The organism is Rodentibacter sp. (assembly GCF_057314195.1).
Window position 1 is genome coordinate 1,133 of record NZ_DBHLAM010000017.1, and the last position, 16,354, is coordinate 17,486.

The following is a 16,354-nucleotide window of genomic DNA, read 5'->3' on the forward strand; positions in this document are numbered from 1 at the left end:
CGGGTTCCATTTTTTCAAAAAGATTTTTTAAACCCATTTTTAACCTTCCTTCTCGATCTTATCTAACACTTGACGCAAGATTGAACCATATTCGTATTTGCCCGGGCAAACGAATGAACAAAGCGCTAAGTCTTCTTCATCAAGTTCCAAGCAACCTAGTGCTTGTGCGCCATCGGTGTCACCCACGATTAAATCACGTAACAATAATGTCGGTAAAATATCCAACGGCATCACGCGCTCATAGCTACCAATTGGCACCATTGCACGCTCACCGCCATTTTCTGCAGTGGTGAAATTGAATAATTTTTTACCGAAGTGACCTAATACGGTACGGGTAATCGAATATTTGCCCGCTTGCGGCGTGATCCAGCCTAAGAACTCCTTCTCGTTGCCTTCAGCAATAACGGAAACTTGCAATGCATAACGGCCTAAATAATCGTGAGGGCCTTTTGCCGTATTGCCGCAAAGCACAGAACCGGAAATCACACGATTCTCGCCCGCACTTAATTCATCTTTGATTAATTGAGAAAGGTTTGCGCCGATTACCGTACGCACTAAGCGCGGGTTTTTCACTTGCGGGCCGGCAAGTGAAATTACGCGTTCAACATAAAGTTCGCCGGTAGTGAATAATTTACCGATGGCAATCACATCTTGATAATTGATGTGCCACACGGTTTTGTGCGCACCAACCGGATCGATAAAGTGAATATGGGTTCCCACTAAACCTGCCGGGTGCACGCCGCCGAAATCATGAATTTCAAGATTGGCTAAATCTACGGTCGGGATATTGGTATCGCCCGCTTTGCATAAACGTAAAGGTTTACTTGGGAATAAACGGCTTAACACGGTTAAACCATTAATGAAATCTTGCCAAAAATCTTTTAGCACGATGGCAGGATCTGCTGCTAACGGATTGGTATCCATTGCATTGACGAAAATAGAAGAAGGTTCGCTGTCAACTGCCGGGATTTTGCTGAATGGACGGGTGCGCAATGCGGTCCATAAGCCTGATTCCACAAGATTTTGTTTCACTTGTTCGGAAGAAAGGGTATTCAATTCATCTGCGTTATATTTTGCGAAAGTGATTTGCTCATCGCCTTCCACATTGATTACCACAGATTGCAATACGCGTTTTTCGCCACGATTGATCGCAGTGACGGTACCGCTTGCAGGGGCTGTAAAAATCACTCCCGGATTTTTCTTGTCTTCAAAAAGCGCTTGACCTTTCTTTACGACATCGCCTTCGCGCACCTTCATCGAAGGACGCATCCCCACATACTCCTCGCCTTTCTTAATTGTAATCATACTGTTTGCACTACTTTTCAAGGTTAAAAATACGATTGCAAATAAGCGCACTTAAATGCAATCTCGTGTTTGAGCGTGGCAGAGAATACTTGGAAAATCAAAGCATTAACAACTGGCACATAAATTTAAAAACTCAAATCGGCTTGATTTTCCGATGAAGTGCAATCTCGGCACCGCATCAAAAAATCGAAAATCTAAAAGCGCCCCATTCTAACGAAAAATGTCTTTTTATTCCACTTTCAGACCGCGTTTGGGTGAACTTTTTTGAGGCTATAGATAAAGCGGTATTGGGCACGAGCCGGCAAATCATGGCGGGGGATGTAGCAAAGGCTCAAAACGGTTATTGAGTCGAAGCATAAATGGCGTTAAACAACAGCACCGCATTGGAAGCGGCTCCAATGCGGTGCTGTTGGGGGAGATCGATTTCTGCCGAGCACAACGGCAATAACATCATTATTTCGCTATTGCCCTATTGCCCTATTGCCCTAGGCCTAAACAATTCGGCGAACGCGGAAAAACTTCGCCGAGCTTTTCCCATTCTTGTTTAGTGTAAAGATGAAGCGCCAAAGCATGAATACCGTTGTTCAGCTCTTCTGCAAAAAGTTGGTAAAGCATTTGATGACGTTGTACTTTACGCAGGCTCTCGAATTTATCGCTCACAATCACCAATTTAAAATGGGAATCCGCACCGCGCCCTGAACTATGCATGTGACTTTCGTTTTCCACCACGACAAAATGTGGCCGAAATTCGGCGTGAATTTTAGCTAACAACGCTTGTTGTTTTGACATTTTTTTCTCCAATAAAATTTTGCTGAAACGCTATACATCAAGCAACAAGTTTGCCAGAATAGCGCGATATTATCTAATAAATTGAGGAAATTATGAACGTTACAAAGAAAATCAAAGCATTGTCCGCGATAAGTTTTGCCGCAGCTGCCTTTTTCCTTGCCGGCTGCCAAGCGCAATCCAATAGTTTAACCTTCACGCCGCCGGCGCCGAGTGCGTCTATGAACGTCAATCAATCCGCCGTCGTTTATGTCATGACGCGAGATGCGCGTGCGCAACAAGAAATTGCGTCTTATGTGAAAAACGGCGAATTAGTGAGACTGAACGCTTCGCCAAACGTTAGCCAGTTATTTCAACAAGTGATGCAACAAAACTTGGTGAGTAAAGGTTTCCGCATTGGTCAAGCGAACAATTCAAATGCGGGGGTTACCGTGGAAATTAAAGATTTCACCACTAATGTGGAACAAGGTAATTTACGTTATAAATTAAACAGCAAAATTCAATTAAACGTTTATGTGCAAGGCGCTAAAGGCCACTTTAATAAGGACTTCCACACCACGCGTTCGCAATCCGGCGCGTTTAATGCGGACAATGACGAAATTCAAAAAGTCATGGGCGAAGCCTTTAAGGATATTGTGAATAATATTTATCAAGATCAAGAAATCGGCCAAGCGATTAATCAATACACCAATTAACCGAATAACCGTTTCGGTGGGGGCGAATGTCGCCCCCTTTTTCGTGCCGATTAAACTTGACGGATGTACCTTTCAAGCGTAACATTCGCCCGTTTTTTTAATGAGAAGGACACACACTTTGGACAGTCATAGTCGATACCGAATATCACTTTAGACTCCCGCCTTTGCCAAGTAGGCTCGGCGAGGGTTCGTCGGTAACCGCTTTCGGCATCTTTATAGCAAACGAAAAATAGCGCAATTTCGCGCGCACTTCATTTATTCGTTTGATATTCTTATTTTTGTTCACGGTTAGCTGTTCATAATCCCAAAAGGAGTATGAAATGATCAACGCTTTTGCTATCAAAGATTCTCGTTTGTATCGGATCGATGAAGATCAAACCGATCTTGATACCGCAATTTGGCTCGACTTACTTGAGCCGACCGGCGAAGAACGCGAAATGTTGCAAGAGGGATTAGGCCAGAGCCTTGCGTCTTTTCTTGAGTTGGAAGACATTGAAGCGTCCGCGCGTTTCTTTGAAGACGAAGATGGCTTACATCTTCACTCATTCTTTTATTGCGAAGACGAAAACGACTACGCCGACCTTGCCAGCGTGGCGTTTACCGTGCGTGACGGGCGCTTATTCACATTGCGTGATCGCGAACTGCCCGCATTCCGCTTGTATCGAATGCGGTCCCGTAGCCAACGTTTACTCGAATGCAACGCTTACGAAGTGTTACTTGATTTGTTTGAAACCAAAATCGAACAGCTTGCCGACGTCATTGAAAACGTTTACGCCGATTTGGAAGAATTAAGCCGCGTGATTTTAAACGGCACTCAAAATGAAGCTTTCGACGAAGCCTTAAGTACCCTCACCGAACAGGAAGATACCAGTTCCAAAGTGCGCTTGTGTTTAATGGATACGCAACGTGCGCTTGGTTTTTTGGTGCGCAAAACCCGTTTGCCAGCCAACCAGTTAGAGCAAGCGCGCGAAATCTTACGCGATATTGAATCGCTCCAGCCTCATAACGAAGCCTTGTTTCAAAAAGTGAATTTTCTCATGCAGGCGGCAATGGGTTATATCAATATCGAACAGAATAAAATTATGAAGTTTTTCTCCGTCGTATCTGTAATGTTTTTGCCGGCAACCCTGGTGGCCTCCACTTACGGTATGAACTTTGATTTTATGCCCGAGTTGCATTTTAAATATGGCTACCCAATGGCCATCGGTTTAATGATTGCCGCCGCGCTTACCCCTTACATTTATTTCAGACGAAAAGGATGGCTTTAATGGAATTATCTCAAACGGCATTATTTGTCGGTTCAATCATCAATCTTTATGCCCTCGTGTTAGTTTTACGCGTTTGGCTGCAATTCGCCCGCGTAGATTATTACAACCCGCTTTCGCAATTCGTGTTGAAAGTCACCGATGCGGTGCTAAAACCGATGCGCAAAATTGCGCCGATTATCGGCAATATCGACACTTCAGCCTTTTTGTTGATCTTTATTCTCGGCGCGCTGAAATCCGTGCTGTACTTCGGTTTAGCCATTGACGGCATGCTGATTTTAGGCGTGCTAAGCATTTTGAAAGCCGTTGGCGTAGCGATTTTTTACGTGTTGTTTGCCGGTGCGATTGCGAGTTGGTTTAACCGTGGCAACAACCCGATTTTCTATGCGTTATATCAACTTTCCGAGCCATTGCTTCGGCCAGTTCGCAAATTTTTGCCGACTGTCGGAATGATTGATTTTTCACCGATGGTTATCGTTTTTATCTTGTTATTTATCAACAATTTTATGCTTGATATGTTACAAGGACTGTGGGTTATCGCCGGTTGACGTAGCGATTTGTTTTTGAGCCACGTTCCGCGTGGCTTTTGTTTATGAGAAAAAATTATGCCGGCAATTGAACAAACCCCCGACGGCATTCGCCTGAAAATTTTTTTACAACCGAAAGCCAGTAAAGATCATATTGCGGGCATTCGCGACGAAGAACTCAAAATCACCATCACCGCGCCGCCGACGGACGGACAAGCCAACGCCCATTTGTTGAAATTTTTAAGTAAGGCTTTCAAGGTGCCGAAAAGTAGTATCGTGCTGGAAAAAGGCGAACTTAATCGTCACAAACAACTGTGGATTCCCGCGCCCAAACTCATTCCAAAAGAAATCGAAAATCTACAAGTATGTAGCAAATATCCAAAAATCTCTGAGTGAAGTATAAATTCACATCACCAAACAGCACCGCATTGAACGCGCTTCCGGCGTGCTTCCAATGCGGTGCTATTTCGTCAGTTCATTGCGGCCTTATAAGATCAAAAATCGATTATAAAAAATCGCCCTCCGTTCCGCCCGCGCTCTATCAATTTATGCCGTTTTACGGTATTCTATGCCGCATTTTCTAATCAAAAACAAGCCGTATTGGATATGTTAAAAACATGCCGAAACGCGGGCAAAATTAAGGTGATTTTATGCAAGAACAATATCGTCCCGATATGATTGAACCAAAAGTTCAACAATACTGGGCTGAAAATAACGTTTTTAAGGCCGTCAAAGACGAATCCAAAGAAAAATACTACTGTCTTTCCATGTTCCCGTATCCGTCCGGTCGCCTGCATATGGGGCACGTTCGTAACTACACCATCGGTGACGTAGTTTCTCGCTATCAACGTATGCTCGGTAAAAACGTGTTGCAACCGTTCGGTTGGGATGCGTTCGGGTTGCCGGCGGAAGGTGCGGCGATCAAAAATAAAACCGCACCGGCGAAGTGGACTTACGAAAACATTGCCTATATGAAGAAACAACTTCAACTTTTGGGCTTCGGGTTTGATTGGGATCGCGAAATCGCCACCTGCAAACCGGATTACTATAAATGGGAACAATGGTTTTTTACCGAGCTTTACAAAAAAGGTCTGGTTTACAAAAAAACGTCCACGGTGAACTGGTGCCCGAACGATGAAACTGTGCTTGCCAACGAACAAGTGCACGAAGGCTGTTGCTGGCGTTGCGACACGCCGGTGGAACAAAAAGAAATTCCGCAATGGTTCATCAAAATCACTGATTACGCTGAACAATTATTAGGCGGTTTGGATAATCTTCCACAATGGCCGGAGATGGTAAAAACCATGCAACGCAATTGGATCGGCCGTTCTGAAGGTGTGGAAATCACCTTTGATGTGGCGGATAGCAACGAAAAAGTCGCGGTTTATACCACCCGCCCGGATACTTTCTATGGCGTGAGCTATTTAGGCATCGCTGCCGCTCACCCGCTCGCAAGTCTCGCTGCACAACACAATCCTGAGTTGGCTGCGTTCATTCAAGAAGCGAAAAACGCGAAAGTTGCCGAAGCTGATCTGGCGACCATGGAGAAAAAAGGGATGGCGACCGGCTTGTTCGCAATTCATCCGTTGACCGGTGAAAAATTACCGATTTGGGTGGCGAACTTTGTGTTAATGCACTACGGTACCGGCGCGGTGATGGCTGTTCCGGCGCACGATCAACGAGACTACGAATTCGCGCACAAATACGATTTGCCAATTAAGCAAGTTATCGCGCCGCTTGCAGGTGAAACAATTGACTTAACCAAGCAAGCTTTTACCGAACACGGCACGCTGATTAATTCGGCCGAATTTGACGGTTTGGATTTCGATGACGCGTTTAACGGTATCGCGGACAAACTGGAACAATTAGGCGTGGGCAAACGCCAAGTAAATTATCGTTTGCGCGATTGGGGCGTGTCTCGCCAACGTTACTGGGGCGCGCCAATTCCGATGTTGACGTTAGAAAGCGGCGAGGTCGTGCCTGTACCGATGGAAGATTTGCCGATTATTTTGCCTGAAGATGTGGTGATGGACGGCGTGCAAAGCCCGATTAAAGCGGATCCGAATTGGGCGAAAACTACCTTCAACGGTGTGCCGGCGTTAAAAGAAACCGATACATTCGATACTTTTATGGAATCATCTTGGTATTACGCGCGCTACACGTCACCGAAATTTGCCGAAGCGATGCTTGACAAAGAGGAAGCAAACTACTGGTTACCGGTAGATCAATATATCGGCGGTATTGAACACGCGACGATGCATTTGCTCTATTTCCGTTTTTTCCATAAATTGTTGCGCGACGCGGGTTTTGTGACCAGTGACGAACCGGCAACCAAATTGTTGTGCCAGGGTATGGTGTTGGCCGACGCGTTCTACTACACCAGCCCGACCAACGAGCGTATCTGGGTGAGTCCGACGCAAGTGACTTTAGAACGTGATGAAAAGGGTCGCATTATTAAAGCCATCGATCCGGAAGGTCGCGAACTGGTGCACACAGGCATGACCAAAATGTCGAAATCGAAAAATAATGGTATTGACCCGCAAGAAATGGTAGAAAAATACGGCGCGGATACGGTTCGCTTGTTTATGATGTTTGCATCCCCTGCGGAAATGACCCTTGAATGGCAAGAGTCCGGTGTAGAAGGCGCAAAACGTTTCTTAGGTCGCGTATGGAATTTGGTCTATCAATATCAACAAAATCCGGCGACCACGGCGCTAAATGCGAATGCACTTTCAGCGGAACAAAAAGCCCTACGCCGCGAAGTACACAAAACTATCGCGAAAGTCAGCGACGATATCGGTCGCCGTCAAACTTTCAACACCGCCATTGCGGCAGTTATGGAGTTGATGAATAAACTTACCAAAGCGCCACTTGAAAACGAACAAGAACGCGCTGTGATGGCGGAAGCCTTAAGTGCGGTAGTGCGAATGCTTTATCCGATTACGCCGCATATTTGTTTCGAATTGTGGCAAGCGTTAGGTAACGAAAACGGCATCGACACAGCAGAATGGGTGAAAGTTGATGAATCCGCGATGATAGAAGATGAGAAGCTCATCGTGGTGCAAGTGAATGGCAAAGTGCGTGGTAAAGTGACCGTTGCAGTTGAGGCGGATGAAGAAAGTGTTAAAAGCGTTGCTTTCGCCGATGAAAACGTGAAGAAATTCACTGATGGCCAACAAATTGTGAAAGTGATTTATGTGCCGGGTAGATTGTTAAATGTGGTGGTGAAACCGCAATAAGCAACTTGTGAAACGATGGCGAAGGTGCGGCGGAACGGTTCCAATGCGGTGCTGATCCGTACTTCCGTTGTGGCGGGATGCTCGATGCCCGCCAATTGGCGCTTCAATGCGGTGCTAATTCGCACCTTTAACGCTGCGTTTTGCAATCTCTCAAGCGGCGTTGTAAGCACACTTCCCGAATACCAGGTGCAAAACATACAAGGGGAATCTTATGATTCGATTAATCAAAAAATGCGTTCTTATTGTTACCGTCACCGTTCTTTTCGCTTGCGGCTGGCGTTTTCAAAACGGCGAATTGATTCCGCCGGAATTACGTACACTCGCCTTTGAAAGCGCTGATCCGTACAGCGAAATGTCGATGGCGATGCGTCGTCAATTACAAGCCAATGACGTGAATTTGGTTAACGCCGCACAAGGCGTGCCGATTTTACGCATCAATAAACAAATTACTAACGACAAAGTGGCGTCTATTTTCAAACGCGGACGCGAGGCAGAAAAAGTGTTGATGTTAGAAGTGGAAGCCAACGTACGTTTAACCGATGGTGAAACCTATCCGATCAGCGCAAAAGTTAACCGCACGTTTTTTGATAACTCCCGCGCAGCGCTTGCCAAAGCTGCAGAACGAGAGCTGATTTGGAACGATATGCGCGAACAAGCGGCACGTCAGCTGATCAGCAAAATGGTGGCGTTGCAGCATCAAGTAAAAGGAAAATAATGAATCGTATTTTCTCTGAGCAATTAGCGCATCATCTTGCCCAACGTTTAGCCAAAGTGTATTGCTTGGCGGGACAAGATCCGCTACTGCTCGGCGAAAGTGAACAGGCGATTTATCAAGCCGCCTTGCAACAAGGATTCGATGAAAAAAACAATATTTCGATTGACAATCAAACCGACTGGGCGCAGCTGATTGAAGCCTGCCAGTCCGTCGGCTTGTTTTTCAATAAACAAGTTTTGGTGCTGAATTTACCGGAAAATCTGAGTGCGCCTGTACAAAAAAATCTACAAGAATTAAGCGCGGTGTTAAATGAAGACGTGTTGCTGATTTTAGTTATGCCGAAGCTTACCAAAGCGTTTGAAAAGCAAGCCTGGTTTGACGCGCTCAACCGCTACGATGTTGATGCGGTGCTAGTGAATTGCCAAACACCAAACGCCGAAGATCTCCCGCGTTGGTTGAAGTATCGCATTCAAGCCATGGGGATGACGGCAGATGACGAAGCCGTTCAACAGCTTTGTTATAGTTATGAAAATAACCTGCTTGCCTTAAAGCAAACTTTGCAGTTGCTTGATTTACTGCATTCCGATCACAAGCTTAATTATCATCGCGTGATTGCGGTGGCGGAGCAATCTTCCGTGTTTACGCCATTTCAATGGATTGATGCATTGCTTGCGGGCAAAGCCAATCGTGCCAAACGTATTTTGGCGGGCTTACAGGCGGAAGAGGTACAACCGATTATTTTATTGCGCACGTTACAACGTGAATTGCTCACTTTGCTGGAGTTGACTAAACCGCAGCAACCCGTTCACACCGCGGATGCGCTACCGCTTCAACAAATTAAAGCAGAATTTGATCGGCTAAGAATTTGGCAAAATCGCCGACCGCTTTTTTTAAGCGCGCTGCAACGATTAACCTATCGAAAACTTTATGACATCATTCAACAATTGGCGAGCATCGAACGGCTCGTTAAACAGGAATTTAGTGATGATGTGTGGGAAGAGTTGGCTGATTTGTCGGTAAAAATTTGTCTCTAGCCTACATTGTTTCAGCCAGCAAACGCTGAATCAATTTGGCATTTGCCGGCGGAAATTGTCCCGCATCTAATGCCCGTTGTTCAATCCAAAAACCTTCTTGCCCCTCGCGCCCGAACGGCTCACCGATCCATTCGTCCACCACATAGAAAAAGAAGGAAATAATTTTCGTCGGATATTCGAATTGGAAACGTTCGTAAAGTTCGGCGTTCAAGACTACAATACCAATTTCTTCTTCCAATTCCCGTTTTAACGCCTGTTCCGGCGTTTCGTCGGCATTAACTTTGCCGCCGGGGAATTCCAACGATTGAGCAAAATCCTGTCCCTCTAAACGTTGAGTTAAATATATCTGTCCGAACTCGTTGCGAATAATGCCGGCGGCGACTTGTATTGTTGGTTTTTCCATATTTTTTCAATCCCGAATGAAAAAATGCGGCCAAAGCGACCGCAGTTTTCGTCCATTAATTGTATTTCGCACGGCTACCGTGACAATGTTTGTATTTTTTACCTGAACCGCAAGGACAAGGATCGTTACGACCGATATTTAAGTTGGCGTAATCGCCCTTTTCACCTTGCTCCAATGCGGTGCTCTCACGGCCATCCGCCGATTGGGCGGATTGTGTCGCGTGTTCCGCGGCTTCAATTTCCTCTTGGGTTCTTACGCGTACGCGGGTAAGCGTGGTGATTACATGGTGTTTTAAAGAATCTAACATTTCCGTAAACATACGGAACGACTCTTTTTTGTATTCCTGTTTTGGATCTTTTTGTGCATAGCCGCGCAAATGAATTCCTTGACGAAGATAATCCATCGCTGCCAAATGCTCTTTCCAAAGTTCGTCGAGAGTTTGCAACATTACGCCTTTTTCAAAATGACGCATGGTTTCTTCGCCGGCAAGCGCTTCTTTTTCCTTGTATTCCTCTTCAGCGATGTTAATGATGCGTTCGCGCAAGTTTTCTTCGTGTAAATTACTGTCTTCTTCCAGCCAATGTTCAATTGGTAATTCCATACCAAATTCTTGCGCCAAGCGTTGCTCAAGACCTTTGATATCCCATTGTTCTTCTAAAGATTGCGGCGGAATATATTGATCAATCACATCGTTAAACACGTCGTGGCGAATTACACGGATGGTTTCGGAAATATCGTCGTTATCTAACAAATAGTTGCGTTGCTGATAAATTGCGTGACGTTGATCGTTGGCCACATCATCGTATTCAAGCAAGTTTTTACGACCGTCAAAATGGAATGCTTCCACTTTCGCTTGCGCCGACGCAATCACTTTCGCCAACATTCTGGATTCCATCGCTTCGCCCGGCACGGAGAATGCTTTGCGCATTAAATTGAGTTTGCCTTCATTAAGATAAATACGCATTAAGCCGTCTTCCAAAGATAAATAGAAGCGGGAAGAACCTGGGTCACCTTGACGTCCGGAACGACCGCGTAACTGGTTATCGATACGGCGCGATTCGTGACGTTCGGTACCGATAATATGCAAACCGCCGGCTTTCATCACGATTTCGTGGTTTTTTTCCCATTCAGCTTTAAGCGCGTCAATTTGCTCTTGCGTTGGGTTATCCAATTTTGCCGCTTGGGCTTTCCAGTTACCACCAAGAATAATATCTGTACCACGGCCTGCCATATTGGTCGCGATGGTGACCGCACCCGGCGCACCGGCTTCAGCCACGATTTCGGCTTCTTGTTGGTGGAATTTCGCATTTAATACGTTGTGTTTAATGCCCACCTTATCCAAGGCGTTGGATAGCAATTCCGATTTTTCCACCGAAATGGTACCAACCAACACCGGTTGTTGACGTGCTACGCAGTCTTTAATGTCTTCGATAATCGCGTTAAATTTGTACTCTTCATTCTCAAACATCAGGTCGGTGCGGTCGTCTCGAATCATTGGGCGGTTAGTCGGAATGACCACCGTTTCCAAACCGTAAATTTGTTGGAATTCAAAGGCTTCCGTATCCGCCGTACCAGTCATTCCCGCCAATTTTTCATACAGGCGGAAGTAGTTTTGATACGAAATCGACGCAACGGTTTGATTTTCGCTTTTTATATCTACGCCTTCTTTCGCTTCGATGGCTTGGTGCAAACCGTCGGACCAACGGCGTCCCGCCATTGTACGACCGGTGTGCTCGTCCACGATCACGATTTCACCGTCTTTTACGATGTAATCTACATCGCGCTCAAACAAGGTATGCGCACGCAAAGCCGCCATGACATGATGCAACAATAGGATTCGTCCCGGTGAATAAAGGGAATCACCTTCCGGCATTAAACCTTGTTCCACCAGCCAGTTTTCCACTTTTTCTTGACCACGTTCGGTTAAATGCGCTTGTTTGGATTTTAAATCTAGGGTGTAATCGCCCTCGCCTTGATATTCTTCGGTGTCCTCTTTTTCTTGTTTAATTAAGCCTGGAATCAGCTTGTTTACTGCAATGTAAAGCCCGGAACTGTCTTCTGCTTGACCGGAAATAATCAGCGGGGTACGCGCCTCGTCGATTAAAATGGAGTCCACTTCATCCACCAATGCATAGCCTAAAGTGCGTTGGAAACGTTCTTCTTTTGAATGCGCCAAGTTATCGCGCAAATAATCAAACCCGAGTTCGCTGTTTGTGGCGTAAGTGATATCCGCCGCATACGCTGCGCGTTTGGCTTCTGGCGGTAAGCCCGGAATATTGACGCCCACGCTCATGCCTAAAAATTCAAATAACGGACGGTTGGTTTCCGCATCGCGACGTGCCAAGTAATCGTTTACGGTTACCACGTGTACGCCTTTGCCCTCAAGAGCGATTAAATAACAAGGCAAGGTCGCTGTTAAAGTTTTACCCTCACCGGTACGCATCTCAGCGATGCAGCGATTGGTTAATACCATTCCGCCGATAAGTTGCACGTCAAAGTGGCGCATACCCAGTACGCGTTTACTGGCTTCTCGCACGGTGGCAAAGGCTTCCGGCAAAATATCTTGCAAGGTTTCGCCCGCACTTAAACGACTGCGAAACTCGTCAGTTTTTGCACGCAGTTGTTCGTCGGTTAAGGCTTCGAATTGAGGTTCTAATTTATTGATTTGTGCAACTTTTTTTCTTAATTTGCGTAAAATTCGGTCGTTACGGCTGCCAAAAATTTTCGTTAAAATGCTCATGTAATTTCTCTTTCAAATAAATAATAAAAACACAAATCCGATTGGAAAATCGGACGGTAAAAAGGTTGAAATTAAATGAGGGAGGGGCCGGCGCGAATCGGTGCCAACGGATTTAGCACCGCATTGAAAAGGTGCAGTTGAATTTCGGTGAATTTTTCGTTTAATGGGAAAACGGAAGGTTGTTGCCGCGTCTGGCGTTGCACTTCACGAGCGACCTTTGACGTCACCAACACCTGTTGAATTGAGATTTGAGATGAATAATTTTCTTGCGTTTGATTTTCTAAACTTTGCACGTGAGGCAAAGCAAGGATGGCGAGCATACTTAAAAGTAATCGCGACCAAAAATTCGGTTTGCTTTTGCCTGAAATCATCATCTCGTTGTCTTGTAAAAAAATTGCGTGTATTGTAGCGAAAATTCAAACTGCTGTCATTTATTGGGGTTGCTTTGTGGAATACAAGAGTGAACGTTATCAAAAAGCGGTAAATATTGTGGATGTGATGGAACAATCGTCTTTCGCTAAAATGATGCGAAAAGGACTGGCCATTCACGAATTAAATCAGCAATTTACCCGCACTTTTCCGCCGCAATTTCTAGGTAAGTTTCGCATCGGTACGATAAAAGGAGACACGCTTTTTATTGAAGTGGCCAATGCCGTTGTGCGGCAAGGGATTTTGTTTCGCCAAGCGGAATTATTAGCTTTAGTTCAACAGGATTATCCTCAAGTAGAAAAATTCGAAATTCGGATTAATCCCGCGTTTTAGCGACTTATGCTTTAAAAAATCGCAATTAATTCCTTCACTTTTATTCGCTTTTCTGAATTTTGGCTAATAGAACGCTGCACTTTTACGCGTTTTAATTTTGCACCTTTATAGATTCCGCGTGTGAACTTGGTGTCGTGATTGGAGATCAAAACCGGAATTTGCTTTTCTTTTTGAGCGCGCTTTGCCAATTCTGCTAAGACGCGTTGGTGTTCAAGACCGAATTCGTTACCGGCATATCCCGTAAAATTAGAGTCTTGTTGTAGCGGCGCATAAGGCGGATCGCAGTAAATAACCGAGTTTTTATCCGCCAGTTCGAACGTTTGCTGAAAATCTCCGCATAAAAATACCGCGTTTTGCGCTTTGTGAGCAAAATAGCGCAACTCATCTTCCGGAAAATAATGCGTTTTATATGCACCGAAAGGAACGTTAAATTCGTTTTTGCTGTTGTAGCGGCATAATCCGTTAAAGCCGAAACGATTTAAATAGAGAAAAAGTACCGAACGTTCAAAGGGATCTTGGGAATCATTGAATTGTTGCCGTTTCGCATAATAATAACCTGCCGAATTCGCCTCTTCAGCAAAGAAAATTGGTTTGCAGGCTTCGATATAATCGTCCACGTTTTCTTTCACAATGTTGAACAGATTAATTAAATCGGGATTGATATCCGCCAAAATATAGCGTTCGAAATTAGAATTGAGAAACACGGCTCCCGCCCCGACAAAAGGCTCAATAAGACATTGTTTTTTCTTGGGAAAGGTTTTGTTAATATCGTCCGTTAAACGGAACTTACCGCCCGCCCATTTTAAAAACGGGCGATGTTTAATTTTGGGCTTTGTTTGTTTTTTCGGACGTAGCATTTTAGTCCGTTTGAGTGCAACGACGAATCGCTTTTAAGATGAGATCTTTAGCGGTGTCTGTTGCTACATAAGCTTGACCGAGCGATTTGAGCAACACCAGACGTAGTTTGCCGGCAAGTACTTTTTTATCGCGCATCATATGTGGCAAGTAATCCTCCGGTTGCATCGTATCCGGCGAGATGGTAGGCAAATTGGCGCGTGCCAACAATTTTTCCAAACGGGAAACATCGGCAATGGATATGTTGCCCAATTCTGCGGAAAGCGCCGCTGCCATCATCATACCGGCCGCTACCGCTTCGCCGTGCAACCAGTTGCCGTAGCCGAGATGGGTTTCGATGGCATGACCAAAAGTATGGCCTAAATTTAACAACGCACGTTCGCCTTTTTCCATTTCGTCGCGTGCCACTATATCCGCTTTAATTTGGCAACAACGAGCGATGCAGTGCTGCAGTGCCTGTGGTTCTAACGCTACAAGTTCATCAATATGCTTTTCCAGCCATGTAAAAAATGTATCGTCTAAAATCGCGCCGTATTTGATTACCTCAGCTAGCCCCGCATTGACTTCCCGTTTAGGCAAGGTGTTAAGCGTAAGGGTGTCAATTAATACCATAGACGGTTGATAAAACGCGCCAATCATGTTTTTACCGAATTCATGGTTCACCGCCGTTTTACCGCCGACGGAAGAATCCACTTGCGAAAGTAACGTGGTCGGAATTTGAATTAGGCGTACGCCACGTTGGTAACTTGCCGCGGCAAAGCCGGCCACATCGCCGATCACCCCGCCGCCAAGGGCGACGATGGTGGTATCGCGCCCATGATTACCTTTTAACAATGCACTGAAAATCAGATTTAACGATTCAAGCGTTTTGTATTTTTCGCCGTCCGGCAATAACACCTGATCCACCGTGCAACCGCGTTTTTCAAGGGCTTGCGTAACCGTATCCAAATAGAACTGCGCGACCGTAGGGTTGCTTACGATCATCACGCGGTCGCCCTGCTTCAGCGGATAATTGCGTTCGTCTTGCAACAAACCGCTGCCGATTAAAATCGGATAACGACGCTCTTGTAATTCTACGTTTACGCACAACATGATTAATCCTTAGATTGAATTGTTTAATCCGTTTAAATTATCAATTAAATCAACGATTTGGTTTACCATTACCCGAGCGTTTTGTTCATCGGTCGGCAATGTAATATCTGCGATTTCTTCGTATAAAGGATTGCGAATTTTAGCTAAATTCTCCAGCACTTGACGCGGATCTTCCGCGCCTTGCAAAAGCGGGCGTTTTTTGTCGCGCTGAGTACGTTGGAATTGTTTCTCCACGGTGGTTTGCAAATAAATCACAATCCCGCGGGCGGATAAATAATTGCGGTTTTCTTTCGACATTACCGCACCACCGCCGGTGGAAAGCACGATGCCTTGCAATTGGGTCAGTTCATTAATAATACGTTCTTCACGCTTACGAAAACCTTCTTCACCTTCCAAATCAAAAATCCAACTAATATCTGCGCCGGCACGTTCTTCGATCACCGCATCGGAATCGATAAAATCCATATTAAGTTGTTGTGCCAACTGACGACCAATCGTGCTTTTCCCCGCGCCCATCGGGCCTACTAAAAAAATATTACGTTTCTCAGCCATTGTTCTTTTTCTAACGATAAATTTACTCAAATCGATCTTTTTAAACGTGAAAGTAAGACCGTGAAGGTCGCTAAAAGATCACCTAAAAAATGCCGCCAATTATCGCAATAACCCCTCTTTCTTTCAACCTTTTAGAGGAATTTATTTTGTTCCGAGCAAGTTCGGCAATACGCCGGAAACGGATAAAACAGCGCTTATCGACATTCTCATGAGGTTGCCGAAGAGCACCGCATTGAAGGCGTTGTAATCGTGAGGTTGCCAAAGAGCACCGCATTGAAAGCGTTGTGGTCGCGAGGTTGCCAAAGAGCACCGCATTGAAGGCGTTGTGGTCGTGAGGTTGCCAAAGAGCACCGCATTGAAGGCGTTGTAATCGTGAGGTTGCCA

At 45.3% G+C, this 16,354-nt stretch carries 17 protein-coding genes and 1 pseudogene; 8 read left to right on the forward strand and 10 right to left on the reverse strand.

Annotated elements, in window-relative coordinates:
- Window positions 1-39: 39 nt before the first annotated feature.
- Both ACO59Y_RS01700 and ACO59Y_RS01705 read right to left on the reverse strand, forming a co-directional pair.
- Window positions 40-1,287: pseudogene (locus tag ACO59Y_RS01700) on the reverse strand (Na(+)-translocating NADH-quinone reductase subunit A); the annotation flags it as partial.
- Between the two features lie 495 nt (window positions 1,288-1,782).
- Entirely contained in the window at window positions 1,783-2,094 is a 312-nt protein-coding gene (locus tag ACO59Y_RS01705; RefSeq protein WP_486130088.1) for a BolA family protein, read from the reverse strand.
- A gap of 92 nt (window positions 2,095-2,186) precedes the next feature.
- On the opposite strand from ACO59Y_RS01705, the gene ACO59Y_RS01710 reads away from it, so the two are divergent.
- The 5 genes from ACO59Y_RS01710 to leuS all read left to right on the forward strand — a co-directional run bounded on the left by ACO59Y_RS01710 (window position 2,187) and on the right by leuS (window position 7,817).
- Window positions 2,187-2,786: a YajG family lipoprotein gene (locus tag ACO59Y_RS01710; RefSeq protein WP_486130090.1), complete on the forward strand. Its 600-nt coding sequence runs from the start codon at window positions 2,187-2,189 to the stop codon at window positions 2,784-2,786.
- Window positions 2,787-3,106: 320 nt separating this feature from the next.
- On the forward strand, window positions 3,107-4,054 hold the full coding sequence (corA, locus tag ACO59Y_RS01715) for a magnesium/cobalt transporter CorA (RefSeq protein ID WP_373603684.1): 948 nt from the start codon (window positions 3,107-3,109) through the stop codon (window positions 4,052-4,054).
- Window positions 4,054-4,599 carry a YggT family protein gene (locus ACO59Y_RS01720; RefSeq protein ID WP_486130092.1) on the forward strand — a complete coding sequence of 182 codons (546 nt, stop codon included), beginning with the start codon at window positions 4,054-4,056 and terminating at the stop codon, window positions 4,597-4,599. The genes corA and ACO59Y_RS01720 overlap by 1 nt, the downstream gene beginning before the upstream one ends.
- 57 nt (window positions 4,600-4,656) lie before the next feature.
- Complete coding sequence (gene yggU, locus ACO59Y_RS01725; RefSeq protein WP_486130094.1) at window positions 4,657-4,974, forward strand: DUF167 family protein YggU; 318 nt, start codon at window positions 4,657-4,659, stop codon at window positions 4,972-4,974.
- A gap of 254 nt (window positions 4,975-5,228) precedes the next feature.
- The gene (gene leuS, locus ACO59Y_RS01730; RefSeq protein ID WP_486130096.1) at window positions 5,229-7,817 is read left to right on the forward strand and encodes a leucine--tRNA ligase; all 2,589 of its coding nucleotides are present in this window, start codon (window positions 5,229-5,231) and stop codon (window positions 7,815-7,817) included.
- Here leuS and ACO59Y_RS01735 read toward each other — a convergent pair.
- Window positions 7,772-8,014 carry a hypothetical protein gene (locus tag ACO59Y_RS01735; protein WP_486130098.1) on the reverse strand — a complete coding sequence of 81 codons (243 nt, stop codon included), beginning with the start codon at window positions 8,012-8,014 and terminating at the stop codon, window positions 7,772-7,774. The two genes, leuS and ACO59Y_RS01735, sit on opposite strands and share 46 nt — an antisense overlap.
- Before the next feature lie 14 nt (window positions 8,015-8,028).
- Here ACO59Y_RS01735 and ACO59Y_RS01740 point away from each other — a divergent pair, with 14 nt between their 5' ends.
- Both ACO59Y_RS01740 and holA read left to right on the forward strand, forming a co-directional pair.
- Window positions 8,029-8,532 carry an LPS-assembly lipoprotein LptE gene (locus ACO59Y_RS01740; protein ID WP_486130100.1) on the forward strand — a complete coding sequence of 168 codons (504 nt, stop codon included), beginning with the start codon at window positions 8,029-8,031 and terminating at the stop codon, window positions 8,530-8,532.
- Window positions 8,532-9,566 (forward strand): DNA polymerase III subunit delta, encoded by a 1,035-nt coding sequence (holA, locus tag ACO59Y_RS01745; RefSeq protein ID WP_486130102.1) that lies wholly within the window; start codon window positions 8,532-8,534, stop codon window positions 9,564-9,566. Before ACO59Y_RS01740 ends, holA begins: the two co-directional genes overlap by 1 nt.
- Window position 9,567: 1 nt before the next feature.
- Here holA and mutT read toward each other — a convergent pair whose 3' ends face one another.
- The 3 genes from mutT to secM form a co-directional block, all read right to left on the reverse strand.
- Window positions 9,568-9,969: an 8-oxo-dGTP diphosphatase MutT gene (gene mutT / locus ACO59Y_RS01750; RefSeq protein WP_373603691.1), complete on the reverse strand. Its 402-nt coding sequence runs from the start codon at window positions 9,967-9,969 to the stop codon at window positions 9,568-9,570.
- A gap of 55 nt (window positions 9,970-10,024) precedes the next feature.
- A complete protein-coding gene (gene secA / locus ACO59Y_RS01755; protein WP_486130105.1) occupies window positions 10,025-12,709 on the reverse strand; it encodes a preprotein translocase subunit SecA in 2,685 nt (894 codons plus the stop codon).
- A gap of 71 nt (window positions 12,710-12,780) precedes the next feature.
- Complete coding sequence (secM, locus tag ACO59Y_RS01760) at window positions 12,781-13,080, reverse strand: secA translation cis-regulator SecM (protein WP_486130123.1); 300 nt, start codon at window positions 13,078-13,080, stop codon at window positions 12,781-12,783.
- Window positions 13,081-13,156: 76 nt separating this feature from the next.
- On the opposite strand from secM, the gene ACO59Y_RS01765 reads away from it, so the two are divergent.
- The gene (locus ACO59Y_RS01765) at window positions 13,157-13,471 is read left to right on the forward strand and encodes a DciA family protein (RefSeq protein ID WP_486130107.1); all 315 of its coding nucleotides are present in this window, start codon (window positions 13,157-13,159) and stop codon (window positions 13,469-13,471) included.
- Between the two features lie 11 nt (window positions 13,472-13,482).
- Here ACO59Y_RS01765 and ACO59Y_RS01770 read toward each other — a convergent pair whose 3' ends face one another.
- The 4 genes from ACO59Y_RS01770 to ACO59Y_RS01785 all read right to left on the reverse strand — a co-directional run.
- Entirely contained in the window at window positions 13,483-14,328 is an 846-nt protein-coding gene (locus ACO59Y_RS01770) for a Dam family site-specific DNA-(adenine-N6)-methyltransferase (RefSeq protein WP_486130109.1), read from the reverse strand.
- A gap of 1 nt (window position 14,329) precedes the next feature.
- Entirely contained in the window at window positions 14,330-15,418 is a 1,089-nt protein-coding gene (gene aroB, locus ACO59Y_RS01775) for a 3-dehydroquinate synthase (protein ID WP_486130110.1), read from the reverse strand.
- Window positions 15,419-15,427: 9 nt separating this feature from the next.
- The gene (gene aroK, locus ACO59Y_RS01780) at window positions 15,428-15,970 is read right to left on the reverse strand and encodes a shikimate kinase AroK (protein WP_373603695.1); all 543 of its coding nucleotides are present in this window, start codon (window positions 15,968-15,970) and stop codon (window positions 15,428-15,430) included.
- Window positions 15,971-16,111: 141 nt separating this feature from the next.
- The coding region (locus tag ACO59Y_RS01785; RefSeq protein ID WP_486130111.1) for a hypothetical protein at window positions 16,112-16,354 on the reverse strand (243 nt) is incomplete at its 5' end.